Origin of the sequence: Catenuloplanes indicus (assembly GCF_030813715.1) — a bacterium.
GTDB classification, from domain to species: domain Bacteria; phylum Actinomycetota; class Actinomycetes; order Mycobacteriales; family Micromonosporaceae; genus Catenuloplanes; species Catenuloplanes indicus.
Window position 1 is genome coordinate 5,666,029 of record NZ_JAUSUZ010000001.1, and the last position, 24,157, is coordinate 5,690,185.

General features: G+C 73.3%; 19 protein-coding genes. 9 read left to right on the plus strand and 10 right to left on the minus strand.

The genetic code is table 11. The annotated features are described in order from the left end of the window. Positions 1-91: 91 nt before the first annotated feature. Positions 92-1,957, minus strand: a complete 1,866-nt coding sequence (locus J2S42_RS25650; RefSeq protein ID WP_307243028.1) for a hypothetical protein — start codon at positions 1,955-1,957, stop codon at positions 92-94. Then, positions 1,957-2,793, minus strand: coding sequence for a hypothetical protein (locus J2S42_RS25655; protein ID WP_307243030.1), 837 nt, complete (start codon positions 2,791-2,793; stop codon positions 1,957-1,959). Before J2S42_RS25655 ends, J2S42_RS25650 begins: the two co-directional genes overlap by 1 nt. 120 nt (positions 2,794-2,913) lie before the next feature. Between J2S42_RS25655 and J2S42_RS25660 the strand changes: the two genes are divergently transcribed. From J2S42_RS25660 to J2S42_RS25675, 4 genes are all read left to right on the plus strand, one after another. Beyond that, positions 2,914-3,831 (plus strand): aldo/keto reductase, encoded by a 918-nt coding sequence (locus tag J2S42_RS25660; protein ID WP_307243032.1) that lies wholly within the window; start codon positions 2,914-2,916, stop codon positions 3,829-3,831. After that, positions 3,819-4,577 (plus strand): SDR family oxidoreductase, encoded by a 759-nt coding sequence (locus tag J2S42_RS25665; RefSeq protein WP_307243034.1) that lies wholly within the window; start codon positions 3,819-3,821, stop codon positions 4,575-4,577. The genes J2S42_RS25660 and J2S42_RS25665 overlap by 13 nt, the downstream gene beginning before the upstream one ends. 246 nt (positions 4,578-4,823) lie before the next feature. Further along, positions 4,824-7,472: a fibronectin type III domain-containing protein gene (locus J2S42_RS25670; RefSeq protein WP_307243036.1), complete on the plus strand. Its 2,649-nt coding sequence runs from the start codon at positions 4,824-4,826 to the stop codon at positions 7,470-7,472. 164 nt (positions 7,473-7,636) lie between these two features. Further along, a complete protein-coding gene (locus tag J2S42_RS25675; RefSeq protein WP_307243038.1) occupies positions 7,637-8,680 on the plus strand; it encodes an SGNH/GDSL hydrolase family protein in 1,044 nt (347 codons plus the stop codon). A 130-nt stretch (positions 8,681-8,810) separates the two neighbouring features. On the opposite strand, the gene pseI is transcribed toward J2S42_RS25675, so the two are convergent. The 6 genes from pseI to pseB are packed head-to-tail and all read right to left on the minus strand — an operon-like array spanning position 8,811 to position 15,217. Further along, positions 8,811-9,866, minus strand: a complete 1,056-nt coding sequence (gene pseI / locus J2S42_RS25680) for a pseudaminic acid synthase (RefSeq protein ID WP_307243040.1) — start codon at positions 9,864-9,866, stop codon at positions 8,811-8,813. After that, a complete protein-coding gene (locus J2S42_RS25685; protein ID WP_307243042.1) occupies positions 9,863-10,390 on the minus strand; it encodes a GNAT family N-acetyltransferase in 528 nt (175 codons plus the stop codon). The genes pseI and J2S42_RS25685 overlap by 4 nt, the downstream gene beginning before the upstream one ends. 22 nt (positions 10,391-10,412) lie before the next feature. Next, the gene (locus J2S42_RS25690; protein WP_307243044.1) at positions 10,413-12,182 is read right to left on the minus strand and encodes a class I SAM-dependent methyltransferase; all 1,770 of its coding nucleotides are present in this window, start codon (positions 12,180-12,182) and stop codon (positions 10,413-10,415) included. Between the two features lie 7 nt (positions 12,183-12,189). Beyond that, on the minus strand, positions 12,190-13,113 hold the full coding sequence (locus J2S42_RS25695) for a hypothetical protein (RefSeq protein ID WP_307243046.1): 924 nt from the start codon (positions 13,111-13,113) through the stop codon (positions 12,190-12,192). Continuing rightward, on the minus strand, positions 13,113-14,237 hold the full coding sequence (locus J2S42_RS25700; RefSeq protein ID WP_307243049.1) for a DegT/DnrJ/EryC1/StrS family aminotransferase: 1,125 nt from the start codon (positions 14,235-14,237) through the stop codon (positions 13,113-13,115). The genes J2S42_RS25695 and J2S42_RS25700 overlap by 1 nt, the downstream gene beginning before the upstream one ends. A gap of 2 nt (positions 14,238-14,239) precedes the next feature. Next, complete coding sequence (pseB, locus tag J2S42_RS25705) at positions 14,240-15,217, minus strand: UDP-N-acetylglucosamine 4,6-dehydratase (inverting) (protein ID WP_307249028.1); 978 nt, start codon at positions 15,215-15,217, stop codon at positions 14,240-14,242. Between the two features lie 138 nt (positions 15,218-15,355). Between pseB and J2S42_RS25710 the strand changes: the two genes are divergently transcribed. From J2S42_RS25710 to J2S42_RS25725, 4 genes are all read left to right on the plus strand, one after another. Then, positions 15,356-15,598 carry an acyl carrier protein gene (locus J2S42_RS25710; RefSeq protein WP_307243050.1) on the plus strand — a complete coding sequence of 81 codons (243 nt, stop codon included), beginning with the start codon at positions 15,356-15,358 and terminating at the stop codon, positions 15,596-15,598. Next, entirely contained in the window at positions 15,591-16,298 is a 708-nt protein-coding gene (locus J2S42_RS25715; protein ID WP_307243052.1) for an SDR family NAD(P)-dependent oxidoreductase, read from the plus strand. Before J2S42_RS25710 ends, J2S42_RS25715 begins: the two co-directional genes overlap by 8 nt. A gap of 34 nt (positions 16,299-16,332) precedes the next feature. Further along, entirely contained in the window at positions 16,333-17,799 is a 1,467-nt protein-coding gene (locus J2S42_RS25720) for an AMP-binding protein (RefSeq protein WP_307243054.1), read from the plus strand. 175 nt (positions 17,800-17,974) lie between these two features. Further along, the gene (locus tag J2S42_RS25725; protein WP_307242645.1) at positions 17,975-18,451 is read left to right on the plus strand and encodes a CAP domain-containing protein; all 477 of its coding nucleotides are present in this window, start codon (positions 17,975-17,977) and stop codon (positions 18,449-18,451) included. A 111-nt stretch (positions 18,452-18,562) separates the two neighbouring features. Here J2S42_RS25725 and J2S42_RS25730 read toward each other — a convergent pair whose 3' ends face one another. Continuing rightward, positions 18,563-20,188: a phospho-sugar mutase gene (locus J2S42_RS25730; RefSeq protein WP_307243056.1), complete on the minus strand. Its 1,626-nt coding sequence runs from the start codon at positions 20,186-20,188 to the stop codon at positions 18,563-18,565. Between the two features lie 58 nt (positions 20,189-20,246). Beyond that, positions 20,247-22,220 (minus strand): serine/threonine-protein kinase, encoded by a 1,974-nt coding sequence (locus J2S42_RS25735; RefSeq protein WP_307243058.1) that lies wholly within the window; start codon positions 22,218-22,220, stop codon positions 20,247-20,249. A gap of 225 nt (positions 22,221-22,445) precedes the next feature. On the opposite strand from J2S42_RS25735, the gene J2S42_RS25740 reads away from it, so the two are divergent. Further along, positions 22,446-24,026, plus strand: coding sequence for an acyl-CoA mutase large subunit family protein (locus tag J2S42_RS25740; protein WP_307243060.1), 1,581 nt, complete (start codon positions 22,446-22,448; stop codon positions 24,024-24,026). Positions 24,027-24,157 lie beyond the last annotated feature (131 nt).

The window sequence follows — 24,157 nt, forward strand, 5'->3', positions numbered from 1 at the left end:
GAACTCGGCCACGCCGGGAGCGGGAGAAGCGGCTCGTGAAGGGTTTCCGCCCGGGGCGGAGTGCGCGACGCACTCCGCCCCGGGCGTCGTCTCAGATCACGTCGCCGGGCTGCGGGAACGCGAGATCGCGCTTGGCGCGGCGGGCGGCGGCGCGGCGCTTGCTGATCTTCTTGGAGAGTTTGCGGGTGTCGTTGCGGACCAGTTTGTAGCCGCTGCGCGCGACCATCAGGAAGCGGCCCGGCCAGGTCCGGCGATAGAGCTGGATCTCCCAGTCCATCTTGGACAGGTGCAGGTCGCGGGAGCGGATGATCTGCTCGGTCCACTCCATCTGGGCCAGCAGGTGACTGGCCTGGTAGCGCTGCCGCCACAGCGCCTCGGCCAGCTCGCGGTAGCCGGGCACGTCGATGGTGGCGGCGCCGGGCGCGATCGCCAGCAGCTCGCGGCGGCGGCCGTCGCGTTCCGGCAGCGGCAGGCCGGACAGGTCCAGTTCGAGCTCGATCGCGGCGCGCAGCGAGTCCGCGCGCAGCGTACGGTCGATCATGCCGAGCAGCAGGCCGGCCAGGTCCACCGCGCTGCTGGTGATCGGCCACGGGTGCGGCTGGCCGGACGTGATCAGCCGGGCCGCGAACCGCCAGGCGATCCGGGTCAGCACCGTGTCCACCGGCACCGGCTCGTCCGGCGACCAGCGCGGCGGGGCCAGGCCGAGCTGCGCGCCGTCGTCGAGCAGCTCACCGGCGTCGGCCAGCGCCATCGGGCCGGTCACCCAGCCGTCCCGGGCGTGCCCGTCCAGCCAGGCCGCGAGCCGCCGCAGCTCGGTGCGCAGCCCGGGCAGGTCGGCCCGCGCGCACAGCGCGAGCAGCCGCTCCTCCAGCACCACCCCGGCCGGCACCGGGAACGCGCCGTTCACCCGGCGCAGGCCGCCCCGCCGCACCGACTCGTCCGCCGGGATCAGCGTGGTCGCGGTCGCGCCCCAGTCCGCGGTCGTCAGCGTGTACGCGTGCGGCCCGTCCGCGTCGCCGGCCAGCAGCGCGTGCGACGGCACCTCGCCGGACGCGCGGGACACGGTCACCCACGCCGGGGCCAGCACCGCCTCCGCGCCCGCGCGCAGCGCCCGGCCGGCGATCCGGCGCGGGTCGCTGAGCACCGGCCGGTCCCGGTAGGCGTCGGTGAACGCGCGGGCCAGCACGGCCTGCACCGGCCCGCGCAGCGGCACGCCGGCCTCGCCGAGCAGACCCGGTCCGATCAGGACGGCCGGGTTCTCCGGCGTGGGGAACGCGGCGTACCCGGCGGTGGAGTGCAGGCCGAAGATCGCCAGACGGGCGGTCAGCTCGGCCAGCGACGCCGGCCGGTCCGCGGCCGAGCCCGGCGGGTACCAGGCCGAGTCGGACCGCTCGCGCGCGCCCGGGTCCAGCTCGACGGCCGCATGCACGCCGAGCGGGTTCTCGTGCCGGAGCACCAGCGTGCCGTCCGGCGCGACCGCCTTCGCGAGCGTGGCCAGCAGGTCGTCGTCGGTGCGCGGCGTGCCCTCGGCCGAGTTCAGCCGCTCCAGGCCGTCCAGGCAGACCACCAGGTCGTACCGGGTGATCGGGTCCAGCCGGGACGCGGCGCCGCAGAGCACAGTCGTCCCGGGGAACCGCAGCGCCAGCGCCTCCGCGTCGCCGAGCGAGCGGACCAGGCAGGTCACGGCCGCGCCCGCGGCGTGCAGCGCGGTGATCAGCTCGTCGTGATGCGGGCCGGCCACCAGCACCCGCGCGCCGGGCGCCGGTACCAGCGTGTGCAGCAGGTACCGGAGCGCGCCGCCGCACGCCGTCACCGGGTCGGACCAGGCGAACATCTCGTCGCCGATCCGGGTCAGGTTCGCCAGCGCGGCCGCGGCCGGGTTGATCTGACCCGGGATCGGCGGCTCCGGGGCCGCGTGGGCCGGCTCGGGCAGCAGAGCGGCGGGGCGGTCGGACATCAGGCGCACCTCTCCAGGGGCTCCGGCCAGCCGAGCATGCTCCGCAGCTCCGCCGGCCGGGCCAGGTTGTCGGCACCGAGCTCCCGGCGGGCCAGGGCTCGGCAGGTTTCACGGTCGGTGGTGTAGCCGTAGACCTCGGGCCACTGGCGGCGCAGCCGGGGCTCGCCGCCGAACGTCATGTCACCGTCCTCCAGCACCATCGGGTCGCCGTAGACGGCCGCGTCCGCGCCGGTGAGCAGGCCGTACCAGATCGCGCTGCACAGCCGGTTGGACACCACCCGGCGGTGCCGGCGCAGCTCGGCGAGCTGCCGGACCAGGAACTCCCGGTCGTGGTCGCGCCACCAGAACCCGCGGTAGCCGTGGCAGATCACCCGGAAGCCGGCCCGCTCGTAGAGTTTGCGGATGCCGCGGACGCGGTGTTCGTTCCAGTAGAGACAGACCGTGACCGGGCCGTCCTCGACGGACCGCACCTCGTCGATCAGCCGCTGATGGTCGCCCATCACCTGCTGACCCTCCCAGCCGTGGAACGGGTAGAAGATCGTGCCGGCCCGTTCCTCCACGGTGGCGGACGGTGTCATTTCTTGCAGATAGGCGAACGGCGACCCGATCGCGATCACGTTGCGGCGGCCCTGGGACACGGCGCGGCGGCGCGTCTCCTCGGACCAGACGAACAGCGGGCTGCCGTCCACGAACGGCACACCCGGCGCCAGCCCGTCCCCGATGTTCCAGCCGTGCTGCAGGTAGCCCAGCATCCGCGGCGGGTGCGCCGGGTCGGCGAGGCCGCAGTACCGGGCGAGCACGTGCGCATGCCCGTAGTAGTAGTTCGCGTGATGCATGGGCAGGCCCAGCGCTCCCGGGGCTCGACGGCGACGTGTCGCAGTGCCCAACGCGCCGCGCACCCGTTCGGTGACTTCGCCGTTGGGCACTGCATGACGGACCTGCGCGCAGCGTTGCCCGTGCGAGACCGCGGCGGCTACCGGCAGTCGGCGCTCGTGCTCGGCGGCGCCCAGCTCGGCGGCGCCTACGGCATCGCCAACTCGACCGGTGGCCCCACGGACGCGTCCGCCGCGGCGCTGCTCCACGCGGCCTGCGACCTGGGCATCACGCACGTGGACACGGCCCGCGCGTACGGCGAGAGCGAGCGCCGGATCGGTGCGGCCGGCTCCGGGCTGCGCGCGGTCACCAAGGTGGCGCCGCTCGGCGCGGTCGCCAGCTGCGAGTCGTCGCTGGCCCAGGCGGTCACGGCCAGCGTCGCACGCAGTGCCGAGCACCTCGGCGGACCGCTCACCGTCCTGCTGCACCGGGCCGCGGACGCGCTCGCGGTCGGCGGCGCCGCCTGGAAGACCCTGCGCCGGTACGCGGAGAGCGGGCTTGCCGAACGCGTCGGCGTGAGCGTGCAGTCGCCGGCCGAGCTGCGCGCGGTGCTGCGCCTGCCCGGCCTCGGCTACGTGCAGCTGCCGTGCAACGTGCTGGACCGGCGGTGGCTCGCCCCCGACCTGGCGGACCTCCTGGCCGGGCGCCCGGACCTGGTGGTCACCGTGCGCAGCGTCTACCTGCAGGGGCTGCTGGTGGCCGGACGGATGGTGCGCTGGCCGCACCTGGACCCGGCCGCGCGGAACACCGTGGTGGACACGCTGGACCGGGTCGCGCTGGAGCTGGGCCGCGCGGACCGGGCGGACCTGTGCCTGGCGTACGTGCTCGGGTTGCCCTGGGTGACGTCCGTGGTGGTGGGCGCGGACACCGAGGGCCAGCTGCGGGCGAACGCGATGCTGGCGTCCCGGTCTCCGCTGTCCGCGGCGGAGCGCGCGCACGTGCTGTCCGTGCTGCCGAACGTACCGCTGGAACTGCTGGATCCGAGCCGATGGACGCCGTGACCGATCTCTTCGGCCTGACCGGCCGGACCGCCGTGGTGACCGGTGCGACCGGCCGGCTCGGCCGGACGTTCGCGTCCGTGCTGGCCGGTGCGGGTGCCACGGTGTGGGCGGTGTCCCGGTCCGGCGCGGCGGTCCCGGGCACCCGCGCGCTGGCCTGCGACGTGACGTCGGACGCGGCGGTGGCCGCGCTCGGCGCGGCGGTCCGGGACGGCACCGGCCGGCTGGACGTGCTGGTGCACGCGGCACACGTCGGCCGGGCCGGTTCGCTGGCCACGGCCGCGCCGGGCGACTACACGGAGGCGGCGGACCTGGCGCTGACCGCGTTCCAGCGGCTGCTGTCCGCCACCCGGGATCTGCTGTGCGCGGCCGCGGCGGACGGCTCGCCGTCGGTGATCGCGGTTTCCTCCATGTACGGCCTGGTCAGCCCACGCCCGGTCTACGACGACCCGGCCGTGGGCAACCCGCCCTACTACGGCGCGGTCAAGGCCGGACTGGTGCAGCTGGCCCGGTACGCCGCGGCCGAGCTGGGCCCGCTGGGCGTGCGGGTGAACACGCTGACCCCGGGCGCGTTCCCCGGCCCGGGCGCGGATCCGGCCCTGGTCGGGCGGCTGGGCGCGCAGACGCCGCTGGGCCGGGTGGGCGAGCCGGCCGAGCTGGCCACCGCGCTGCTGTTCCTGGCCTCGCCGCGATCGACGTATGTGACCGGTGCGAACGTTGTCGTCGACGGTGGCCGGACCGCCTGGTAGAAGCGGGCCGGAACGGTCGTGATGTGACCGAATCGGGACTTGGCAGCGCAAGTCACGACCGATATGCGCGAAACGCCAACAATCACCCTCTGTGCTGGCTTACCTTACGGAGAGTCTCCGCCGGTCAACTCAGGTGCCGGCCGCACCCACACGGGGGTAGGAAGAATGTCGATAGTCCATGGCGGCGAGCGCGCAACGCGCTCACGCTGGGCACCACGGGAAGGTTTGAGCGCCCGTCTCGGCGCTGTGGCCTTCGCGGGTGCTCTCTCTACAACCCTGCTGGCGGCACCGGCCGCCGCGGCGCTGGCCGCCCCCACCGGGGTGACGGTCACGCCGAAGCAGGCGTCGGTCTGGGTCACGTGGAACGCGATCCCGGGCGCCACCGTCCACCACTACGTCGCCACCGCGACGGACACCGACGGTGACACGGCCACCTGTAACGTCACCACGACCAGCTGCCTGATCGGTGGCCTCGAGCCCCGCAAGACGGTCTCGGTGACGGTCGCCGGTTACGAGACCGCCGAGGAGACGTCGAAGGGCACCTCGGCGAACGCCTCGACCACCGCGACGCCCGGCCCGCCGGACAAGCCGGCCTGGGTGCCCGGTTACCCGACGGTCACCGGCTCCGGCAAGGTGGACCTGCAGTGGTCGTCCGCGGCCGGTGCGGCGTCCTACACGGTCACCACCACGCCGTCCAGCGCCGGCTGCGCCACCTCGGGCACGTCCTGCGTGGTCGAAGGGCTCGACCCGACCAAGTCGTACACGTTCTGGGTGAACGCCATCGGTGGCGGGGACACCGGCATCACGTCCTCGTCCGCGTCGCCGGCGCTCACGCCGGGCCGGCCCGGTGCGCCGCTCGACGTGATCGTGAACGCGACCACGGACAGCGCCGGTGTCGGCTCCACGCACGACGGCGAGGTGTGGTGGACGCCCGCCACGTCCGGCGGCCCGGTGGTGGACTACACCGTCACCGTCGCCGAGACCACGGCGGACGCGCTCACGCCCGACCCGACCTACACGTGCGGCAACGTGCTGATGAGCTGCCCGGTGACCGGCCTGGTGGACGGTAAGCAGTACACGGTGCGTGTCGTCGCGAACAACTCGGTCGGCGGCTCGGACGCGGCGGCCACCACCTACTACGGTGGCTCGCCGTCGATCCCGACCATCCTGTCTCCCGAGCTGATGACCGGCACCGCGATCCTGCTGAAGTGGAACCCGCCGGTCAACAACCCGACCGCGCAGAAGGGTGCGCCGGCGGGCGTGTACTCGGTGGAGGCGTCGCCGACCGTCAAGTCGGTCACCGACACCTGCCAGAACATCACCGCGACCAGCTGCGGCATCACCGGCCTGGAGGCCGGCCGGAGCTACAAGTTCAAGGTGAAGGCGCAGGGCGGTGTGATCAGTGGTACCACCACGAACTACACCGACTCCTACGACGTCGTCGGCCGTCCGGCCGCCCCGACCGGGGTCAAGGTCGAGCCGGTCGACACCGACACGGTGAAGGTCACCTGGACGCTGCCGACCGGTAACCAGGTGCCGGTGCACTCGCTCCACGTGTACAACAGCGCGGAGGGCGACATCTCGGCCCAGTGCAACAAGGCGACCGGCGTGACCGCCACGTCGACCGAGTGCGAGTTCGACATCGTCGGCGCGCCGGGCACCCGCTCCTACTGGGTGCGTGCGCTCTCCGTCGACACGGACTACTACTCGGACAGCGAGAAGGTCACCTCGGCGACCGGTGCGCCGGGCACCCCGTACCTCGCCGGTGCCACGCCGGCCGGTGCGGGCGCGGTCAAGGTCAGCTTCCGCCGGCCGTCCGACCTGGGTGCGGGTATCGCGTCCTACACGGTCACCTCGACGCCGGACGGCAAGACCTGCACCGCGGCCTACGTCTCCACCGACGACGTCGTCAGCTGCACCGTCAACGGCCTGACCGCCGGCACCAGCTACACGTTCGCGATCAAGTCGCTGGGTGTGGCCGGTAACGACGACTCCAAGACCGTGACCAGCAGCGCCGTGGTCGCCGGTCCGCCCGGACCGGTCACCGAGGCCAAGGCCGAGGCCGTCGAGGGCGGCAAGGTCAAGGTCTCCTGGAAGGCGCCGACCAGCACCGCGCTCGCCATCACCAGCTACACGGTGAAGTCGACGCCGGCCGGCCACTCCTGCGAGATCCTGGCCTCGGCCACCCCGCTGGAGTGCACCTTCGACACCGCCACGGCGGGTACGAAGTACACGATCTGGGCGAACACCGCCGCGGCGGGCAGCTCCGAGGTCATGGTCGACGGTCCCGGCACCGTGCCGGGCGGCAAGCCGGGCATCCCGGCCGACGTCAAGGTGACCAACGTGGCGCAGGGCCTGCGGGTCGAGTGGAACGGCGTCACCGGTGCCACCAAGTACCAGGCGATGGCCGTCGCCGGTGGCAAGTCGTTCTGGTGCGCCGCGATCGGTGCCGAGAACAAGGTCTGCACCATCCGCGGCCTGATGGGCGGCACGCAGTACACGGTCACGGTCCGCGCGGTCAACGGTGCGGTCAACGGCGACTGGTCCACGGGTGTCACCGGTACGCCGGACGCCGCCCTGCCGACCATCGTGTGGCCGGCGACCTCGCCCGCCGGTGGCGGTCTGTCGAGCAGCGGCGGGTACGTCCTGTACCGCAACTCGCGGACCACCATCACCGGCTACGGCTGGAAGCCCGGCGAGTCGGTCTGGGTCTACCTGTACTCGGGCACCATGAAGGTCCGGGTCGGCGGCGCGACCGCGAAGGCGGACGGCACGTTCGCCTCGGCCATCCAGATCCCGGCGAACGCCACCAAGGGCGGCAAGCGCGTCCTGGCCGGCGGCTGGGACAAGGACGGCAAGGTCCGCTGGCAGAACGCGTACCTGACCATCAAGTAACCAGTAGTCCTCACGGGGAGCGCCCCGCCGGCCACCGGGCCGGCGGGGCGCTCTCACGTCCGCGCGCCGGCGCGAATGAACAACGGCTGGACTTCCGCTGAGCTGTCGGGTCATGTCAGCCTGCTCGACGGCGTACCCGCGCACGGGTGTGAGGAGAGATGGTCTTGTCTTTGTCTGGTGTTCTTCGCGGTGCCGTGGCCGTCTCGGTCGCGCTCCTGGCCACGGCCGGGTTCGGCGCCCCGGCCCGGGCCGCGGCCCCGCTGCCCACGGTGGACTACGTGGCGCTCGGCGACTCGTACGCGGCCGGCGTGGGCGCCGGGACACCGCTGGACTCCTGCCGGACCACGGCCGGTGCCTACCCCCGGCTGTGGACGGCCGGTGACGCGAGGCTGGTCCGGCTGACCAACGCCACCTGCAGCGGCGGCCAAACGACCGACGCGCTCACCGCGGCCGCCGCGGTCACCGCGGAGACCGACCTGGTCAGCATCACGGCCGGGGCGAACGACCTGGGCGTGACCGGCGCGTTCGCCGACTGCATGACACCGGGCCGGGAGGCGGCCTGCGCGGCCGATCAGGCCGCGATCGAGACGGCGCTGCGGACCACGCTGCCGGCCGCGGTCGGCACCGTGCTGACCACGGTCAAGGAGAAGGCGCCGCAGGCGAAGATCGTGCTCACCGGCTACCCGCAGCCGTTCTCGCCGGCCGGCACCTGCACCGGCACGGACATCCCGGTGGCGATCCGGGAACTGGGCAACCGGGTGATGGGCGGCCTGAACGCGGTGCTGGCCGCGCAGGCGAAGCTCGCCGGTGTGGCCTACGTGGACGTCGAGGGCGTGTTCGCCGGTCACGAGATCTGCTCGGACGCGCCGTGGGTGGCCGGCTTCGAGGGGCAGGCCGACGGCACCATCCTGCACCCGAACCCGGCCGGCCAGACCGAGGGTTACCTGCCGCTGTTCACCAAGGCGGTCGGCACGCCGCAGGACGTGGCGCAGTGGATCGCGGAGCGGGACGCGCCCGCGTCGCCGTCGCCCGCGCCGTCCGGCAGCGCGTCGCCGTTCCCGTCGACCTCCGCGATCGCGGCGCCGCCGGCGGCCGGCACGCCCACGCTGCCGATCACCGGTCCGGACGTGGTGCTGACCGTGCTCGCGGGCGTGGCGCTGGTCGGCGCCGGCTCCGCGGTGCTCCTGCTGGCGCGGCGCGCGCGGTAACGCCTCCGGCGCGGGGCCCGCTTGCAGATCACCATCGACCAGAGACGGATCTTCCCGCTTCCGGCGTGGTGCGGCCCGTGTGCTTTCGCGGGCCGCAGCACACCGGAAGCGGGTGACGGAATCCGGTTCTCTAGACGATGTCCCAGGTCAGCGGCGTGCCCTTGGGGTAGGACGCGCGGAACGTGCGGCCCAGGACCAGGTCGATGTCGCCGGGCGGGAGGCCGCCGGCCGGGCGGATCGAGCGGACGTTGTCCCGGGTGACCAGGTCGCCGGCGGTCACGTCCTCGACCACGTAGAGCGACCGGCGGTAGCGCAGACCTTCCTCCTCGGACTGGTCCGCGCCGATCCGGGGGGAGCCGAGCGCGGCGTGCGCGCGCCGGGCCTCGACCACCAGCGCGGCCAGCTCGGCCGGTTCCAGCGAGAACTCCGCGTCCACGCCGCCCTCGGCGCGGGACAGCGTCACGTGCTTCTCGATCACGGCGGCGCCGAGCGCCACGGACGCGACCGCGACACCGATGCCGGGCGTGTGGTCGGAGAGGCCGGCGATCGTGGCGAACGCGTCGGCCAGCACCGGGATCCGCCGCAGGTTCGCGGCCTCGACCGGCGCGGGGTAGGTGGCGGTGCAGGAGAGCAGGATCGGGTCGGCGCAGCCGGCGCCGCGCGCGGCCCGGACCGCCGCGTCGATCTCCGCCACGCTCGCCATGCCGGTCGACATGATCAGCGGCTTGCCGGTGGACGCGGCCAGCCGGATCAGCGGCAGGTCCACCAGCTCGGACGAGGCGATCTTGTACGCCGGCGCGTTCAGCTTCTCCAGCAGGTCGATCGCGGTCGGGTCGAACGGGCTGGAGAACGCGGTCAGCCCGCGCTCCCGGGCCCGGTCGAAGATCGGCTCGTGCCATTCCCAGGGCGTGTGCGCCCGCTCGTACAGCCGGTAGAGGTTCTCGCCGCCCCACAGCTCGTGGCCGTCGCTGATCCGGAAGCGCGGGCCGTCCACGTCGATGGTCAGCGTGTCCGCGCGGTACGTCTGGATCTTCAGTGCGCTGGCACCGGCGTCCGCGATCGCGTCCACGATCCGCAGCGCGCGCCGCAGATCCCCGTTGTGGTTGCCGGACATCTCGGCGATCACGAACGGCGGGTGCGCCGTGCCGACGTACTGGTGGTCGATGCGGGTCTGGCGGTCCGTCATGCGGGGTCTTCCTCTCGATAGGCAGCGGCCGTGAGCGCGTACCGCAGGACCGTCTCGGTCTCGCCGTCCACCTCGCGCTGGTACTCGCCGGTGACGGTGAAGCCGAAGCGTTCGTGCAGCTTGACCACGGCCGAGTTCTTCGCCAGCGCCTCGCCGCGCAGCTCGGCGTACCCGGCGGGGCCGAACGCGTGGTCGAGCGTGGCGATCTCGGTGGCGATCCAGGTGGGCAGCAGCGCGCGGCGTGCCTCGAGCCCGTCCACGTCCAGGTAGAAGCTCCAGTCCGCGCCGCCGCCGGCCTCGTCGAGGATGACCACGCCGACCGGTGTGTCGTCGGCGCAGGCGATCAGGACGTGCCGGGCGTCGTCCGCGGCGACGCGGGCCCACCAGGCCGCGTGCTCGTCCGGCGCGATCACGTGCGTGGTGAAGCTGGCCTGGCGGACCACCCGGTGGTTGCGCCACGCCAGGACCAGGTCCCGGTCGTCGTCGCGCGCCGGGCGCAGCTTCACGGTCGGTACGGGGCTCACGTGCCGCTCCTGGGACTCGGTGTCATTTGCCGGCGACCTTGCGGACGGTCTGCCGGGCGAGGCGCAGTGGCGCGGTGACCGCCCGGCCGACCATGAAGCTGCGCGAGTTCTGGTATCGGTGCAGGTGACGCTCGTGCTCCCGGTTCGAGGTGCGCACCCGCTCCTCCCACCAGGCGACCTCGTCGCGCGCCTCGGCCAGCTGCGCGGCCAGCCGGTCCATCGCGCCGGTCATCGCGCGCCAGTCGCGGGCGGCCAGCGCGGTGTGCCGGGCGGTGACCGTGCCCAGCTCGCAGCGCAGCTCCTGCTCGGCCTGTTCGGGCAGCAGCCAGCGGGCGGCCTGGATCTCGCACTCCAGCGCCACGGCGCCGCGCGCGGCCTCCCGGGTCAGCGGGCGGCCGGCCGCGGCGGACAGCGACACGGTCAGGCTGTCCACGTCCAGGCTGGCCGGCCACGGGTGCGGCAGCCCGGTGGTGAGCAGCGTGACCGCGAGCCCGCGCAGCGCCCGGGCCAGCACCTCGTCCACCGGGATCGGCGCGGACAGGTGCCAGGACGGGTCCAGCAGCTCGTGCCGTACCCCGTCGGTGAGCACGTTGTCGCAGGTGGCGAACGCGAGGTGGCCGCTCGGCGGCGCGGCGGCCAGCCAGTCCGCGTAGCCGCGCAGCAGCCGGCGGACCGTGGGCAGGTCGTGCTCCGCGCACGCGGCCAGCAGCAGTTCCTCCAGCAGCCGGTCCGGCGCGACCCGGCCGGTGAGCAGCTCCGGCATGCGGGTGACCCGGCCGACCAGGCGCAGCGCGGCGCCGGAGTCGGAGAGCAGGCGGCGCGACCACTGGCCGTCGTCCGCGCGCTCGTAGGCGACCGCGGTGTCCCAGTGCGCGGCGTGTGCGCCACCGGCGATGAACGCGGGCGGCAGCGGCTCGCGCGGGCAGACCGGCTGCCGTCCGGCCGCGACCACCCAGGCCGGTGCCAGCTGCGCGCCGGTCCCGGCGCGCAGCGCGGCCCCGGCCAGCCGGCGCGGATCGTCCAGCAGCGGCCGGCGGCGGGTGGCGGCGCCGAACGCGGCCGCGGCCTCCGCGGCCAGCAGCGGCACCGTGCCGGAGGCGGCGTCCAGCTCGGGCGTACGGGCCAGCACGGTCGGCCGGGCCGGATCCGCGAACGCCGCATAGCTCGGTGCCACGTGCAGCCCGGCCTCGCGCAGCCGTGCCACCAGCGCGCTGTGCCCGACCGGTTCGGCCGGGTCCGGCGCGGGCAGCCCACCGGCCGCGGTCAGCCGGTGCACGCCGAGCGGGTTCTCCACGCCGAGCAGCAGCACGCCGGCACCGGCGACCGCGCCGATCAGCCGGTCCAGCGCGGCCTGCCAGGTCAGCCGGGTGCCGTCCGGGCCGTGCAGCCGGGCCAGGCCGCCGAGCGCCAGCACCAGGTCGTGGCCGGCGTCCGGCGCGAACGCGTCCAGGCTGCCGCAGAGCACCCGGACGCGCGGGTTGCGCTCGTGCCGGCGGGCCAGCGCCTGCGCGTCCGCATGCGAGCGGACCAGGCAGGTCACGGCCGCGCACCGGTCGGCGAGCGCGTCGGTCAGCGCGGTGGTGTGCGGGCCGGCCAGCAGCACCCGCGTCTCCGCACCCGCATACGCACCGGCCAGCAGTTCCAGCGCGGCGCCACCGGCCGCGTGCTCGGCATCGGAGCAGGCCATCGCCTCGCCGCCGATCAGCTTCACGGTTGAGCCCTTTTCCACCGGGTCCACCCCGGCCGGAGACTTGTGCCAGGCGTTGCGCTGACCCGGTTGGGAATCGCTCATCGATTGATCAAGATCTGACACGGGCCGCCCTCGGATCCGGCGTCGACTGTGCGGGGGTGGGGACGTCCTGCGGCCAGCCGAGCAGGTCGCGCAGTTCCTCGGGGCCGGCCAGGTGATCGAGCCCGAGCTCGGTGCGGGCCGCCTCGCGCGCGGTCCGCGGGTCGATCTGCTCGCCGTGCAGCGCGGCCCACTGGCGGCGCACCCGGGCGTGGCCGCCGTACCGGAGGTCCTCGCCGGTGAGCGTCATCGGGTCGCCGTAGACAGCGGGTTCGCAGCCGGCCGCGATGCCGTGGAAGATCGCGGTGGACAGCCGGTTGGACGCGACCCGGCGGTGTCCGCGCAGCTCGGCGAGCTGCCGGTCGAGGAACTGCGGGTCGGTGCCGCGCCACCTCAGCCCGCGGCGGCCGTGGCAGATGACCCGGAAACCGGCCCGCTCGTAGCGGGCGCGTACCCGCCGGTCGTCGTGGTCCTGCCAGTACAGACAGACCGTGACCGGCTCGGTCTCCACCGACCGGATCGTGTCGATCAGCGCGTCGTGGTCGCCGCGGACCGTCTGCTTCTCCCAGCCGTGGAACGGGTACCAGATCGTGCCGGTCCGCCGCATGTCGGCCGGTCCGGGCACGGTCAGCGCCGGTGGGGCCAGCCGGGGCCGTTCCGCCGCCAGCACCCGTTCCGCGTGCGCGAGCAGGTATGCGAACGGTGCGCCGATCACCACGGCCGGCCGCCCGGCCAGCCGCGCCCGCCGAGCCGTGGCCTCCGACCAGGCGAACGTGGGCCGCCCGGCGACCAGCCGGGTGCCCTCGCCCAGGCCGTCGCCGATGTTCCACCCGTGCTGCAGGTAGCCGGCGATCCGCGGTGGGTTCGCGTCGTCCAGCCCGCAGTACCGGGCCAGCACGTGCGCGTGGCCGTAGAAGTGGTTCGCGTGGTGCATCAGCCCAGGACGGCCCGCAGCGCCTCGACGGCCCGCTCCTGGTCGGCGTCCGTGAGATCGGTGAAGAGCGGCAGCGACAGCTGCTCGTCGTAGAACCGTTCCGCGGCCGGGCACATCCCGCGCCGGTAGCCGAGGTCGGCGAAGACCGGGTGCAGGTGCACCGGCAGGTAGTTGACCTGCACGCCGATCCCGGCGGCGCGCATCCGGTCGTAGACCTCCCGGCGGCGGCCGTCCGCGATCCGCACCGGGTAGAGGTGCCACATCGGGTCGGTCCAGGCGCGCTGCACCGGCAGGCCCAGCCCGGGCACGCCGGCCAGCATCTCGTTGTAGCGGGCGACCAGCCGGGCGCGGGCCGTCTTGAACTGGCCGAGCCGGCGCAGCTGACTGAGGCCGAGCGCGCAGAGCACGTCCGGCAGCCGGTAGTTCAGGCCGAACGAGTGCACCTCCTGGTGCCAGCCGCCCTCGTCCGGCGCGCGCAGGTGCTCCCGGTCGCGGACCATGCCCTGGTTGGCGAAGCGCCGGGCCCGGCCGAGCACCGCCGGGTCGGTGGCCGCGACCGCGCCGCCCTCGCCGGTGGTCAGGTTCTTGGTCGGGAAGAAGGACAGCGTGGTGACGTCCGCCAGTGCGCCGACCGGCACGCCGCGGTAGACCGAGCCGATCGAGTGCGCGGCGTCGCCGATCAGCGTCGCGTCCGCGCGCCGGGCCACCTTGGTCAGCGCCTCGTACTCGGCCGGGTGGCCGGCGTAGTCGACCGCGGTGATCGCCCTGGTCCGGGTGGTGACCGCGGCGTCCACCGCGGCCGCGTCCAGGTTCGCGGTCCCGTCCTCGACGTCCGCGAAGACGATCGTGGCACCGTGCAGCGCGGCCGTGGCCGCGGTGGCGGCGAACGTGATCGGCGTGGTGATCACCTCGTCGCCGGGCCGGACCCCGACCGCCGCGTATGCCGTGTGCAGCGCCGCGGTCCCGGACGTCACCGCCACGCAGCCGGTGCCGCCGAGGTGCGCGGTGAGCGCCGCCTCGAACGCGCCGACGGTCGGCCCGGTGGTGAGGAAGTCACCCCGGAGCGCGGCCGTGACCGCCGCGATGTCGTCGTCGTCGACGGACTGGCGTCCGTAGGGAAGCATCGTCAGGCACCTGTGCCGATCATGTCGCGCAGCTCGTCGATGGAGAGCCACAGGTCGTTGGTGTCGGAGCGGTAGACGAAGTCGTCCGCGACCGGCTCGGCGTCGGCCGGCGGGGTGTAGCCCCAGCTGGCGATGGTCGGCTGGACCACGTACCGGTCGGGCAGGCGCAGCGTCCGGGAGGCGTCGTCCAGCGAGATCATCTCTTCGTGCAGCTTCTCGCCCGGGCGGATGCCGATCTCGTACGTGGAGACGTCCGGCGCGACCGCGTTGGCCAGGTCGAGGATGCGCATCGACGGGATCCGGGGCACGTACAGCTCGCCGCCGTTCATCATGTCGAACGAGGTGGAGACGAACCGGACGGCCTGGTCCAGCGTGATCCAGAAGCGGGTCATCCGCTTGTCCGTGATCGGCAGGCTGCGGCCCTCGGCGTGCAGCCGCCGGAAGAACGGGACCACCGAGCCGCGGCTGCCGACCACGTTGCCGTAGCGGACCACCGCGAACCGGGTCGGGTGGTTCGCCGCGTAGTGGTTCGCCGAGATGAAGATCTTGTCGGCGGTCAGCTTGGTGGCGCCGTACAGGTTGATCGGGCTGGACGCCTTGTCCGTGGAGAGCGCGACGACCTTCTTGACGCCGCAGTCGATCGCGGCCTCGACCACGTTCTGCGAGCCGTACACGTTGGTCCGGACGAACTCGAACGGGTTGTACTCCGCGGTGTCGACCTGCTTGAGTGCGGCCGCGTGCACCACGTGGTCGACGCCGTGCATCGCCCGGGTGAGCCGCTCCCGGTCGCGGACGTCGCCGATGAACCAGCGCAGCCGCGGGTCGTCGCCCATCAGCTGACGCGTCTCGTACTGCTTGAGCTCGTCGCGGGAGAACACCACGAGCCGCTTCGGGTTCAGGTGGTCGAGGGCGTAGCGCAGGAACGCCTTGCCCAGCGAGCCCGTACCCCCGGTGATCAGGATTGCCGACCCGGCCAGCACGCTCACGGTGAAAACCCCCTGGTACCTCGACTTTGCGGCGCTTTGCCACCCGACCTAACGACCAAGCATCTTGATCGTTCGTTGGACCGGAGGAAGAAAAGCAGCAGAACGCTAAAAATCGCCGCAAAGGAGTCTTCTTTGCCACCCCTGGACCGCCTGCGCGAGGTGTTTCGCGCGTCGCTCGAACTCCCGGCCGACGCCGAGGTCGACGACCTGGAGTACCGCGGCATCGAGAAATGGGACTCGCTCGCGCACATGGCGCTGGTCGCCGCGCTGGAGCAGGCCTTCGACGTCATGATCGACACGGAGGACGTGCTGGCGATCAGCTCGTTCACCGCGGCCCGCAAGGTGCTGGAGCGCCAGGGGGTCGACTTTGACTAGCCGGGTCGCGCTGGTCACCGGCGCGTCCCGCGGCATCGGCCGGGCCGTCGCCACCCGCCTCGCCGCGGACGGCCACACGCTCTGCTTACATGCCAGCAAAGCGGAGCACGTGGACTTCCCCGACGCGCTCGCGGTCGGCGGCGACGTCGCGGACGCGGGCGCGATGAAGGCGATGGCCCGGGAGATCTTCACCGCGCACCGCCGCCTGGACGCCCTGGTGATCAACGCGGGTACGCACGACGCCGCCATGCTCGGCGCGATGCCGGCCGCGGCCGTGGACCGGCTGTTCGCGGTCAACGCGGCCGGTGCCGCGCACACGCTGCAGGCCTCGATCAGCCTGCTGCGCCGCGGCGACTCACCGGCCGTCGTGCTGGTCTCCTCCATCATGGGTACGGCCGGAGCCGCCGGTCAGGCCGTCTACGGCGCGACCAAGGCCGCGGTCGCCGGGCTGGCCCGCGCCGCCGCGAAGGAGCTCGGACCGCTCGGCATCCGGGTCAACGCGGTCGCGCCCGGCTTCGTCGACACGGACATGCTGGCCACGCTGGACGAGGCCGCGCGCAAGGAGCGGATCGCCGCCACCGCGCTCGGCCGGCTCGGCACCCCGGACGACGTCGCCGCGGCGGTCGCGTTCCTGCTCGGCCCGGACGCGGGTTTCATCACCGGCCAGGTGCTCGGCGTGGACGGCGGGCTGACGGTATGACGCGCACCCGACGCGGCACCGAGGGGGGACGGGCATGAGGCTCACCGACGCGGACCGGCGGAGCGTGCCGGCCCAGGCCGCGGGCTCGGCCGCGACCGGGCTCGCCGACGCGGACGCGGTCACGCTGCCGCACCCGGGCGCCGCGCTGATCGACCCGATCGCCGGACGCGAGCTGAGCGGATCCGCGCTGGTCGCGGCCGTGGACGCGGCCGCGGACCGGTACGCGCAGCTGCCCGCCGGGCCGGTCTTCGCGCTGACCCGCACGGACATCGACTCGGTGGTCCGCTACCTGGGCGCGGTGCAGGCCCGGCGGCCGGTCGCGCTGATCGACGCGGGGCTGCCCGCGGAGACGCTCGGCGACCTGATCGACCGCTACCGGCCCGGCGTGATCACCGGCGTCGCGGACCGGACCCAGGATCGGCTCACCCGGTACGACGTGCGGGAATGCGACGTTCTGGGCCCACTGTGGGCGGGGCCCGGCGGCGCCGAGACGCACCCGGACCTGGCGCTGCTGCTGGCCACGTCCGGCTCGACCGGCAACCCGCGGCTGGTCCGGTTGTCCCGGCACGCGCTGTTCCGGAACGTGGCCTCGGTGGTCGCGGCGCTCGGCATCGACGCTACCGAGACCACGGTCACCAGCCTGCCGCTGTTCTACACGTACGGGCTGATGGTCCTGAACACGCATCTGGCGGCCGGCGGCACCGTGCTGCTCGACCCGCGCGGGCTGCTCGACGCCGGGTTCTGGCGCACCGCGGCGGACCGGCGGATCACGTCGCTGGCCACGGTGCCGTACCAGTGCGAGATGCTGCGCCGGATCGGGTTCGACCCGCAGACCGTGCCCACGCTGCGCACGCTCACCCAGGCGGGCGGACGGCTGCGCAGCGATCTGGTGGTCGACTTCAGCGCGCGCATGCGTACGGCCGGCGGTGAGTTGATCGTGATGTACGGCCAGACCGAGGCCGGCCGGATGGCCGTGCTCCCGCCGGGATTCCTGCCGGACGCAGCCGACTCGGCCGGTGCCGCGATCCCCGGCGGCGCGTTCCTGGTCGACTCGCCGGACGCGGACGGCACCGGCGAGATCGTCTACACCGGGCCGAACGTGATGATGGGGTACGCGGACTCCGCCGCCGACCTGGTCCGCGGCGACGACCTGGCCGGTGTGCTGCCGACCGGCGACGTCGGCCGGGTGGACGAGCGTGGCCTGCTGTTCCTCAGCGGCCGGATCAAGCGGTTCAGCAAGGTCTTCGGCGTCCGGCTCAACCTCGACGACGTGGAGCGGATGCTGGCCGGGCGGGGTCCGGTCGCGGCCGTCAGCGGCGACGACCGGATCGTGGTCTACGCCGAGGCGGCCGACGACGACCTGCGCACGGTCATCCGGCACGACCTGGTCAAGCGCACCGGCCTGCACTCCACCGGCTTCGACGTCCGCGCGATCGACGCGCTCCCGCTGCTGCCCAACGGCAAGATCGACTATCGGTCGCTGAGCGGTATGGAGCGGTAAATCCGTTCTCCGGGAACCCCGTCGGCCCTCGGCCGGCGGGGTTCTTCGCTGTCCGCGGCCGGCAACCCGGCGGGAACCGAGCGCTCACCGCATAGCACCAGGTCGATCTATCAAGGCGTGGCACACCCGGCCGAACTTGACCGGCGTAAGCAACGCCGACCGAAAGGCCGACTCCTTGCGCAAGCTGGTCCGTTCCGCCGCCCTGACCGCCGTCACCGCCGCCCTCGCCATCGGTGGCACCGCCACCACCGCGACCGCCGCCGTCACGCCGGCCACCACGCTGGAGGCCCAGGTCGTCACCGCCACCAACACCGCACGCGCCAAGGCCGGCTGCAAGAAGCTGATCATCTCCCCCGCCCTGACCAAAGCCGCCCGCGGCCACTCCTCCGACCAGGCCAAGCACGGCTACTTCTCCCACACCGGCCGCAACGGCTCCACCTTCACCGCCCGCGTCAAAGCCGCCGGCTACGCCCCCGCCGTCGGCGAGAACATCGCCTGGGGCTACGGCGACACCACCGGCGTCATGACCGGCTGGATGAACAGCCCCGGCCACCGCAAGAACATCCTCAACTGCAAAGCCATCAAGATCGGCGTCGGCGTCGCCCGCGACACCAAGGGCACCATCTACTGGACCCAGGAATTCGGCGGCTGACCACACACCTCCCTCACCCCCCGTTGATCAAGGGATCGGCATCCTCCGGGACGCCGATCCCTTGATCTGTTTCCACGGCTCCGCTCGCGCGCCGAGCCGGCGGAATGTCCGTCAGCCGACGCCGAGGGCGGTGGAGATCTCGGCGCGGAGTGTGGCCAGGGCGGTGGCGGCGCGGTCGCGGGCGGCCGGGACCGGGGCGTCACCGACCGGCTCGACGACCTCGAGATAGGCCTTGAGCTTGGGCTCGGTGCCGGAGGGGCGGACCACGACCCGGGCCGAGGCGGTGCGGAGGACGAGCACGTCGGCGTCGGGGAGGAGGTCCTCGGCCGCGGTGAGCGGCTCGCCGAGCAGCGTCGCCGGGGTGGCGGCGCGCAGCCGGGTCATCATGGTGGCGATCTCGGACAGGTCGCCGACGCGGATCGAGAGCTGGTCGGTGGCGTGCACGCCGAACTCCGCGGCCAGCTCGTCCAGCCGGTCGGCGAGCGTGCGGCCGGCCCGCTTCAGGGTGAGCGCCAGCGAGGCGGTCAGCAGCGCGGCCGTGATGCCGTCCTTGTCGCGGACCAGCGCGGGCGCCACGCAGTAGCCGAGCGCCTCCTCGTACCCGAAGGCCAGCTCGCCGCCGGAGGCCCGCACGATCCACTTGAAGCCGGTCAGCGTCTCGTCGTAGGCGCGGCCCCGGGCCGTGCACAGCGCGCGCAGCATCGACGACGAGACGATCGTGGTGGCGAACAGGCCCTCGGTGCCGCGCTCGATCAGCGCGTCGGCGAGCAGCACGCCGAGTTCGTCGCCGCGCAGCATGCGCCACCCGGTGGCGGTGGGGATCGCGACCGCGCACCGGTCCGCGTCCGGGTCGTTCGCGATCGCCAGGTCCGCCCCCGACGACGAGGCCAGCGCCAGCAGGAGGTCGGTGGCGCCCGGTTCCTCCGGGTTCGGGAACGCGACGGTCGGGAAGTCCGGGTCCGGCGCGGCCTGCGCGGTGACCATCAGCGGCGTGGCGAAGCCGGCCGCCTCGAACGCGGCGGTCAGCACCGGGCCGCCGACGCCGTGCATCGGGGTGTACGCGATCGTCAGCTCGGCCGAGCCGGTCACCGTGGCGGCCGCGGCGGTCACGTACGCGTCGGTGATCCCGTCGTCCAGCAGCGTGCCGGGCGGCCCCAGCGGCACGTCCGCCAGCGGGCCGACGGCGCGGATCGCGGCCGAGATGCCCGCGTCCGCCGGCGGCACGATCTGCGCGCCGTCGCCGAGCGGACCGCCCAGCCCGTTGCCGAGGTAGACCTTGTAGCCGTTGTCCTGCGGCGGGTTGTGGCTGGCGGTGACCATCACGCCGGCGGCCGCGCCGAGCCGCCGGACCGCGAACGCGAGCACCGGCGTGGGCAGCGGGCCGGGCAGCAGCAGCGCCTCCCGGCCGGCGCCGGTGGCCACCCGCGCGGTGCGCTCCGCGAACGCCCGGGAGCCGTGCCGCGCGTCGTAGCCGATCACCAGCGGGCCGGCCGCATCCTGCTCGGCCAGCCAGCGGACCAGGCCGGCGGCGGCGGCGGTGACGACCGCGAGGTTCATCCCGTTCGGCCCGGCGCGCAGCGGCCCGCGCAGCCCGGCGGTGCCGAACGTGAGCGGCCCGGCGAAGCGGTCGGCCAGCTCGGCCGGGTCGTCCAGGACGGCTCGCAGCTCGTCCCGGGTGACCGGATCGGGATCGTCCGCGATCCACGCCTCGGCCTGTGCGATCAGCGAGTTGCTCATCGTGCCTTGATAGCACGACGCCGGGACCGGAAGATCCGGTCCCGGCGGGTGGTGCGCGCTACGACGCGGTGAGCGTGAAGGTCTGCACCGTCTGGTCGTAGATCGGCTTGCTCTCCTGGAACCGGGCCTCGGTGGTGGTCAGGAAGAACGAGTAGACCTTGCCGCCGGACGCGACGAACCGCCGGATGCCGTGCCGGCCGGTGTCGCCCGCGCCACAGGTGTACTCCAGCTCGATCGCCTCGACGCCGGACATCTCCGCCGGGGTGCGCTGCAGCTGCGTGTACGGCTTCGGGCACGAGCTGGAGTTCCCCGCCAGGAAGTCCTCGGCCAGGGTGACGAACCGGTCCAGGTTGGCGCCGTTCTCCACCGTTATGCGCAGCCGCCGGCCCTTGTCCTCCGGGTCGGTGAAGTCGACGTAGACCCGCTGCTCCGCGTCGTCGACCTTCCACCCGGCCGGGACGTCGACCGAGATGCCGCGGTTCGCGTACTGCTCGACCGCGATCGCCGGCGCGGCCGGCTCGGACGTGGTGGTCTGACCACCCGCGACCGGGCCGGGCGTCGGCTCCTCGGCGCCGCCGCCCAGGTTGAACAGCACGATGACGAGGATCAGCGCGGCCGCGGTGCCGGCCGCGGCGATCGCCTGGGTGCGGCGCGGCCACGACTTGACCGTGCCGACCGCCTGAGCGCCGAACCGCTTCGCGGAGTCGAGGGCACCGCCGCCGCCTCGGGACTGCCCGGCGGAGCCGCCGTAGACGCCGCCGCTCTGATGCACGGACGGCATCGCGCCGGTGGGCGCCATTCCCGGGTGCGGAGGCGGGTAGCTGATGTGCGAGTGCGGCGGGATCGGTGCCGTGGTGTCGTGGTGCGGCTGCCACGGCGCGCCCATCGGCGGCGGGCCGGCCGGCATGCCGCCGTACGCCGCCGGGGAGACCGGGGACGCGCCGCCGGACTGCTCGCCGGACTGGATCGCGCGGAGCCGGTCGGTCAGCGACTCGCCCGGCGCCAGCATGGCCGGGCCGCCGATCGCACCGCTCGGCGGCGGCTTCGGCGGTGCCTGCGGCGGCGCGGGCGACATCGGGGCGTTCGGGTTCTGCCGGGGGCGCTGCGCGGGGACAACCGCGTACGGGTCGGTGGCCATGTGCGGCGGCACGTTGCTGGCCAGCGGGCCGGACAGCAGCTCGCGCAGCAGCCGGCGGGCGGTGGTGACGTCCATCCGCCGGGCCGGGTCCTTCTCCAGCAGGCCGAGCAGCACGTTCGCCAGCGAGCCGGCGCGGACCGGCTGGAGCGGCGGGTCCTCGACGACCGAGTGCATGGTCTCGATCGGGTCGCCCTTGTCGAACGGCGGCCGGCCCTCGACCGCTGTGAAAAGCGTCACACCGAGTGAGAACAGGTCGCTGGGCGGGCCGAAGTCCTGGCCCATCGCCCGCTCCGGCGAGATGAAGTGCGGCGAGCCGAGAACCATGCCCGGCGTGGTCAGCTGCACGTCGGTGGGCATGCGGGCGACGCCGAAGTCGGTGAGCACGCACCGGCCGTCCGCGGCGATCAGCACGTTCGCCGGCTTCACGTCGCGGTGCAGCACGCCGGCCGCGTGCGCGACCTCGAGCGCGCCGAGCAGTGCGATGCCGATCTTGGCGACCGCGCGCGGCGCCAGCGGGCCGTCCTCGATGATCATGTCGGCCAGCGAGCGCGCGTCCAGCAGCTCCATCACGATCCACGGGCGGCCGCCCTCGTGGACCACGTCGTAGACCTGGACGACCGCGGGGTGCTGCAGCGCGGCGGCGGCGCGGGCCTCACGCAGCGTCCGCTCGTACATCTGATCCCGGTCGCTGGGGGCGAGCCCCGGCGGCAGGACGACCTCCTTGACCGCGACGTCGCGGCGCAGCAGCGTGTCGGACGCCCGCCACACGGTGCCCATGCCGCCGTGGCCCACCGCGGTGCGCAGGCTGTACCTGCCGCCGATGGTCGCGCCGGGGACGGCGCGGCCTCCGGTCGGGCCGACAGAAGGGCTGTTCCACGTCGGAATCTGTGTCACTGGAAATGCCGCCCGGGGGAGTCGAGGGCCGGAACCAACCCCCCTATCTTGCGGGGTCCCTCGCCGTGAGGAAAGGTGCGGGGTACCAACTCTCCGCGAACTCGACCCAGTGTGTCCGCCGAGTGGCACTCGGTCTATCTTTCATCGCGGCCGCGCAACGATGGCGAAACATGTTGTGCCAAATACCTCACCCATCGACGGTGACGGCGGTCATAGGATCGCGAAATGAGGGATCGTTCAGCGGAGTCTGGTTTTCCGATCAAGCCGGTCTACGACGAGTCCGATCTCCCGCCGGATCTGGCCGGCCGGCTCGGCGTCCCGGGCGCGTACCCGTACACCCGCGGCGTGTACCCGACGATGTACACGGCCCGTCCGTGGACCATGCGGCAGTACGCCGGCTTCGGCACCGCGAGCGAGTCCAACGCCCGCTACCACGCGCTTCTCGCGGCCGGGACCACCGGGCTCTCGGTCGCGTTCGACCTGCCCACGCAGATGGGGTACGACTCCGACGAGCCGATCGCGCACGGTGAGGTGGGCAAGGTCGGCGTGGCGATCGACTCGATCGACGACATGCGGCGGCTGTTCGACGGCATTCCGCTGGACAAGGTCTCCACGTCGATGACGATCAACGCGCCCGGCTCCGTGCTGCTGCTGCTCTATCAGCTGGTGGCGGAGGAGAACGGGATTCCCGGATCAATGTTGAACGGCACGATCCAGAACGACATTCTGAAGGAGTACATCGCGCGGGGCACCTACATCTTCCCGCCGAAACCGTCGTTGCGGCTGGTCGCGGACACGTTCGCGTACTGCCGCAAGGAGACGCCGAAATGGAACACGATCTCCATCTCCGGCTACCACATGGCGGAGGCCGGTGCCACGCCCGTGCAGGAGGTCGCGTTCACCTTGGCCAACGGCGTGGACTACGTGCGCGCCGCGCTCGACGCGGGCCTGGCCGTGGACGACTTCGCGCCGCGGCTGTCGTTCTTCTTCGTGGCTCGCACCACGCTGCTGGAGGAGGTCGCCAAGTTCCGTGCCGCGCGGCGGCTCTGGGCGGCGCTGATGCGTGACGAGTTCGGCGCGACCGACCCGAAGTCGCTGATGCTGCGCTTCCACACCCAGACCGCGGGCGTCCAGCTGACCGCGCAGCAGCCGGAGGTGAACCTGATCCGGGTCGCGGTGCAGGCGCTCGGCGCGGTGCTCGGCGGCACCCAGTCGCTGCACACCAACTCGTACGACGAGGCGATCGCGCTGCCCACCGAGAAGGCGGCCCGGCTCGCGCTGCGTACCCAGCAGGTGCTCGCGTACGAGACGGACCTGACCGCGACCGTGGACCCGTTCGCCGGCTCGTACGTGGTGGAGGCGATGACCGACGAGATCGAGCGCGGCGCGCGCGAGCTGATCGACCGGGTGGCCGCGTTCGGCTCCTCGGTCGCCGCGATCGAGGCCGGCTTCCAGAAGCGGGAGATCGAGACGTCCGCGTACCGGACCGCGCAGGAGATCGACGCCGGCCAGCGTGTGGTGGTCGGCGTGAACCGGTTCGCCGCGGACGCGGAGGAGCCGTACGAGCCGCTGCGGGTGGACCCGTCGATCGAGGCCGCACAGGTCGCCCGCCTGGAGCGGCTGCGCGCGGATCGGGATGGCGACACTGTCGCGTCCGCGCTGGCCGAGCTACGTGCCGTCGCGGCCGGAACCGCGAACGTGCTCTACCCGATGCGGGAGGCGCTACGCGCGCGGGCTACCGTGGGTGAGGTCTGCCACGCGCTGCGTGACGTCTGGGGCATCTATCGCCCGTCCGAGACGTTCTGAGTGTTCCGCGATCACTCGAACGAGTGGCCTTCGGGGAACCGCGTGCGCGGTGTGCGTTTGGCCCCATGGGGTACCAAGGACTCAGCGGCCCACCATGCCGATTCCGCGATAACGGCCCCTTGACCAGGGGT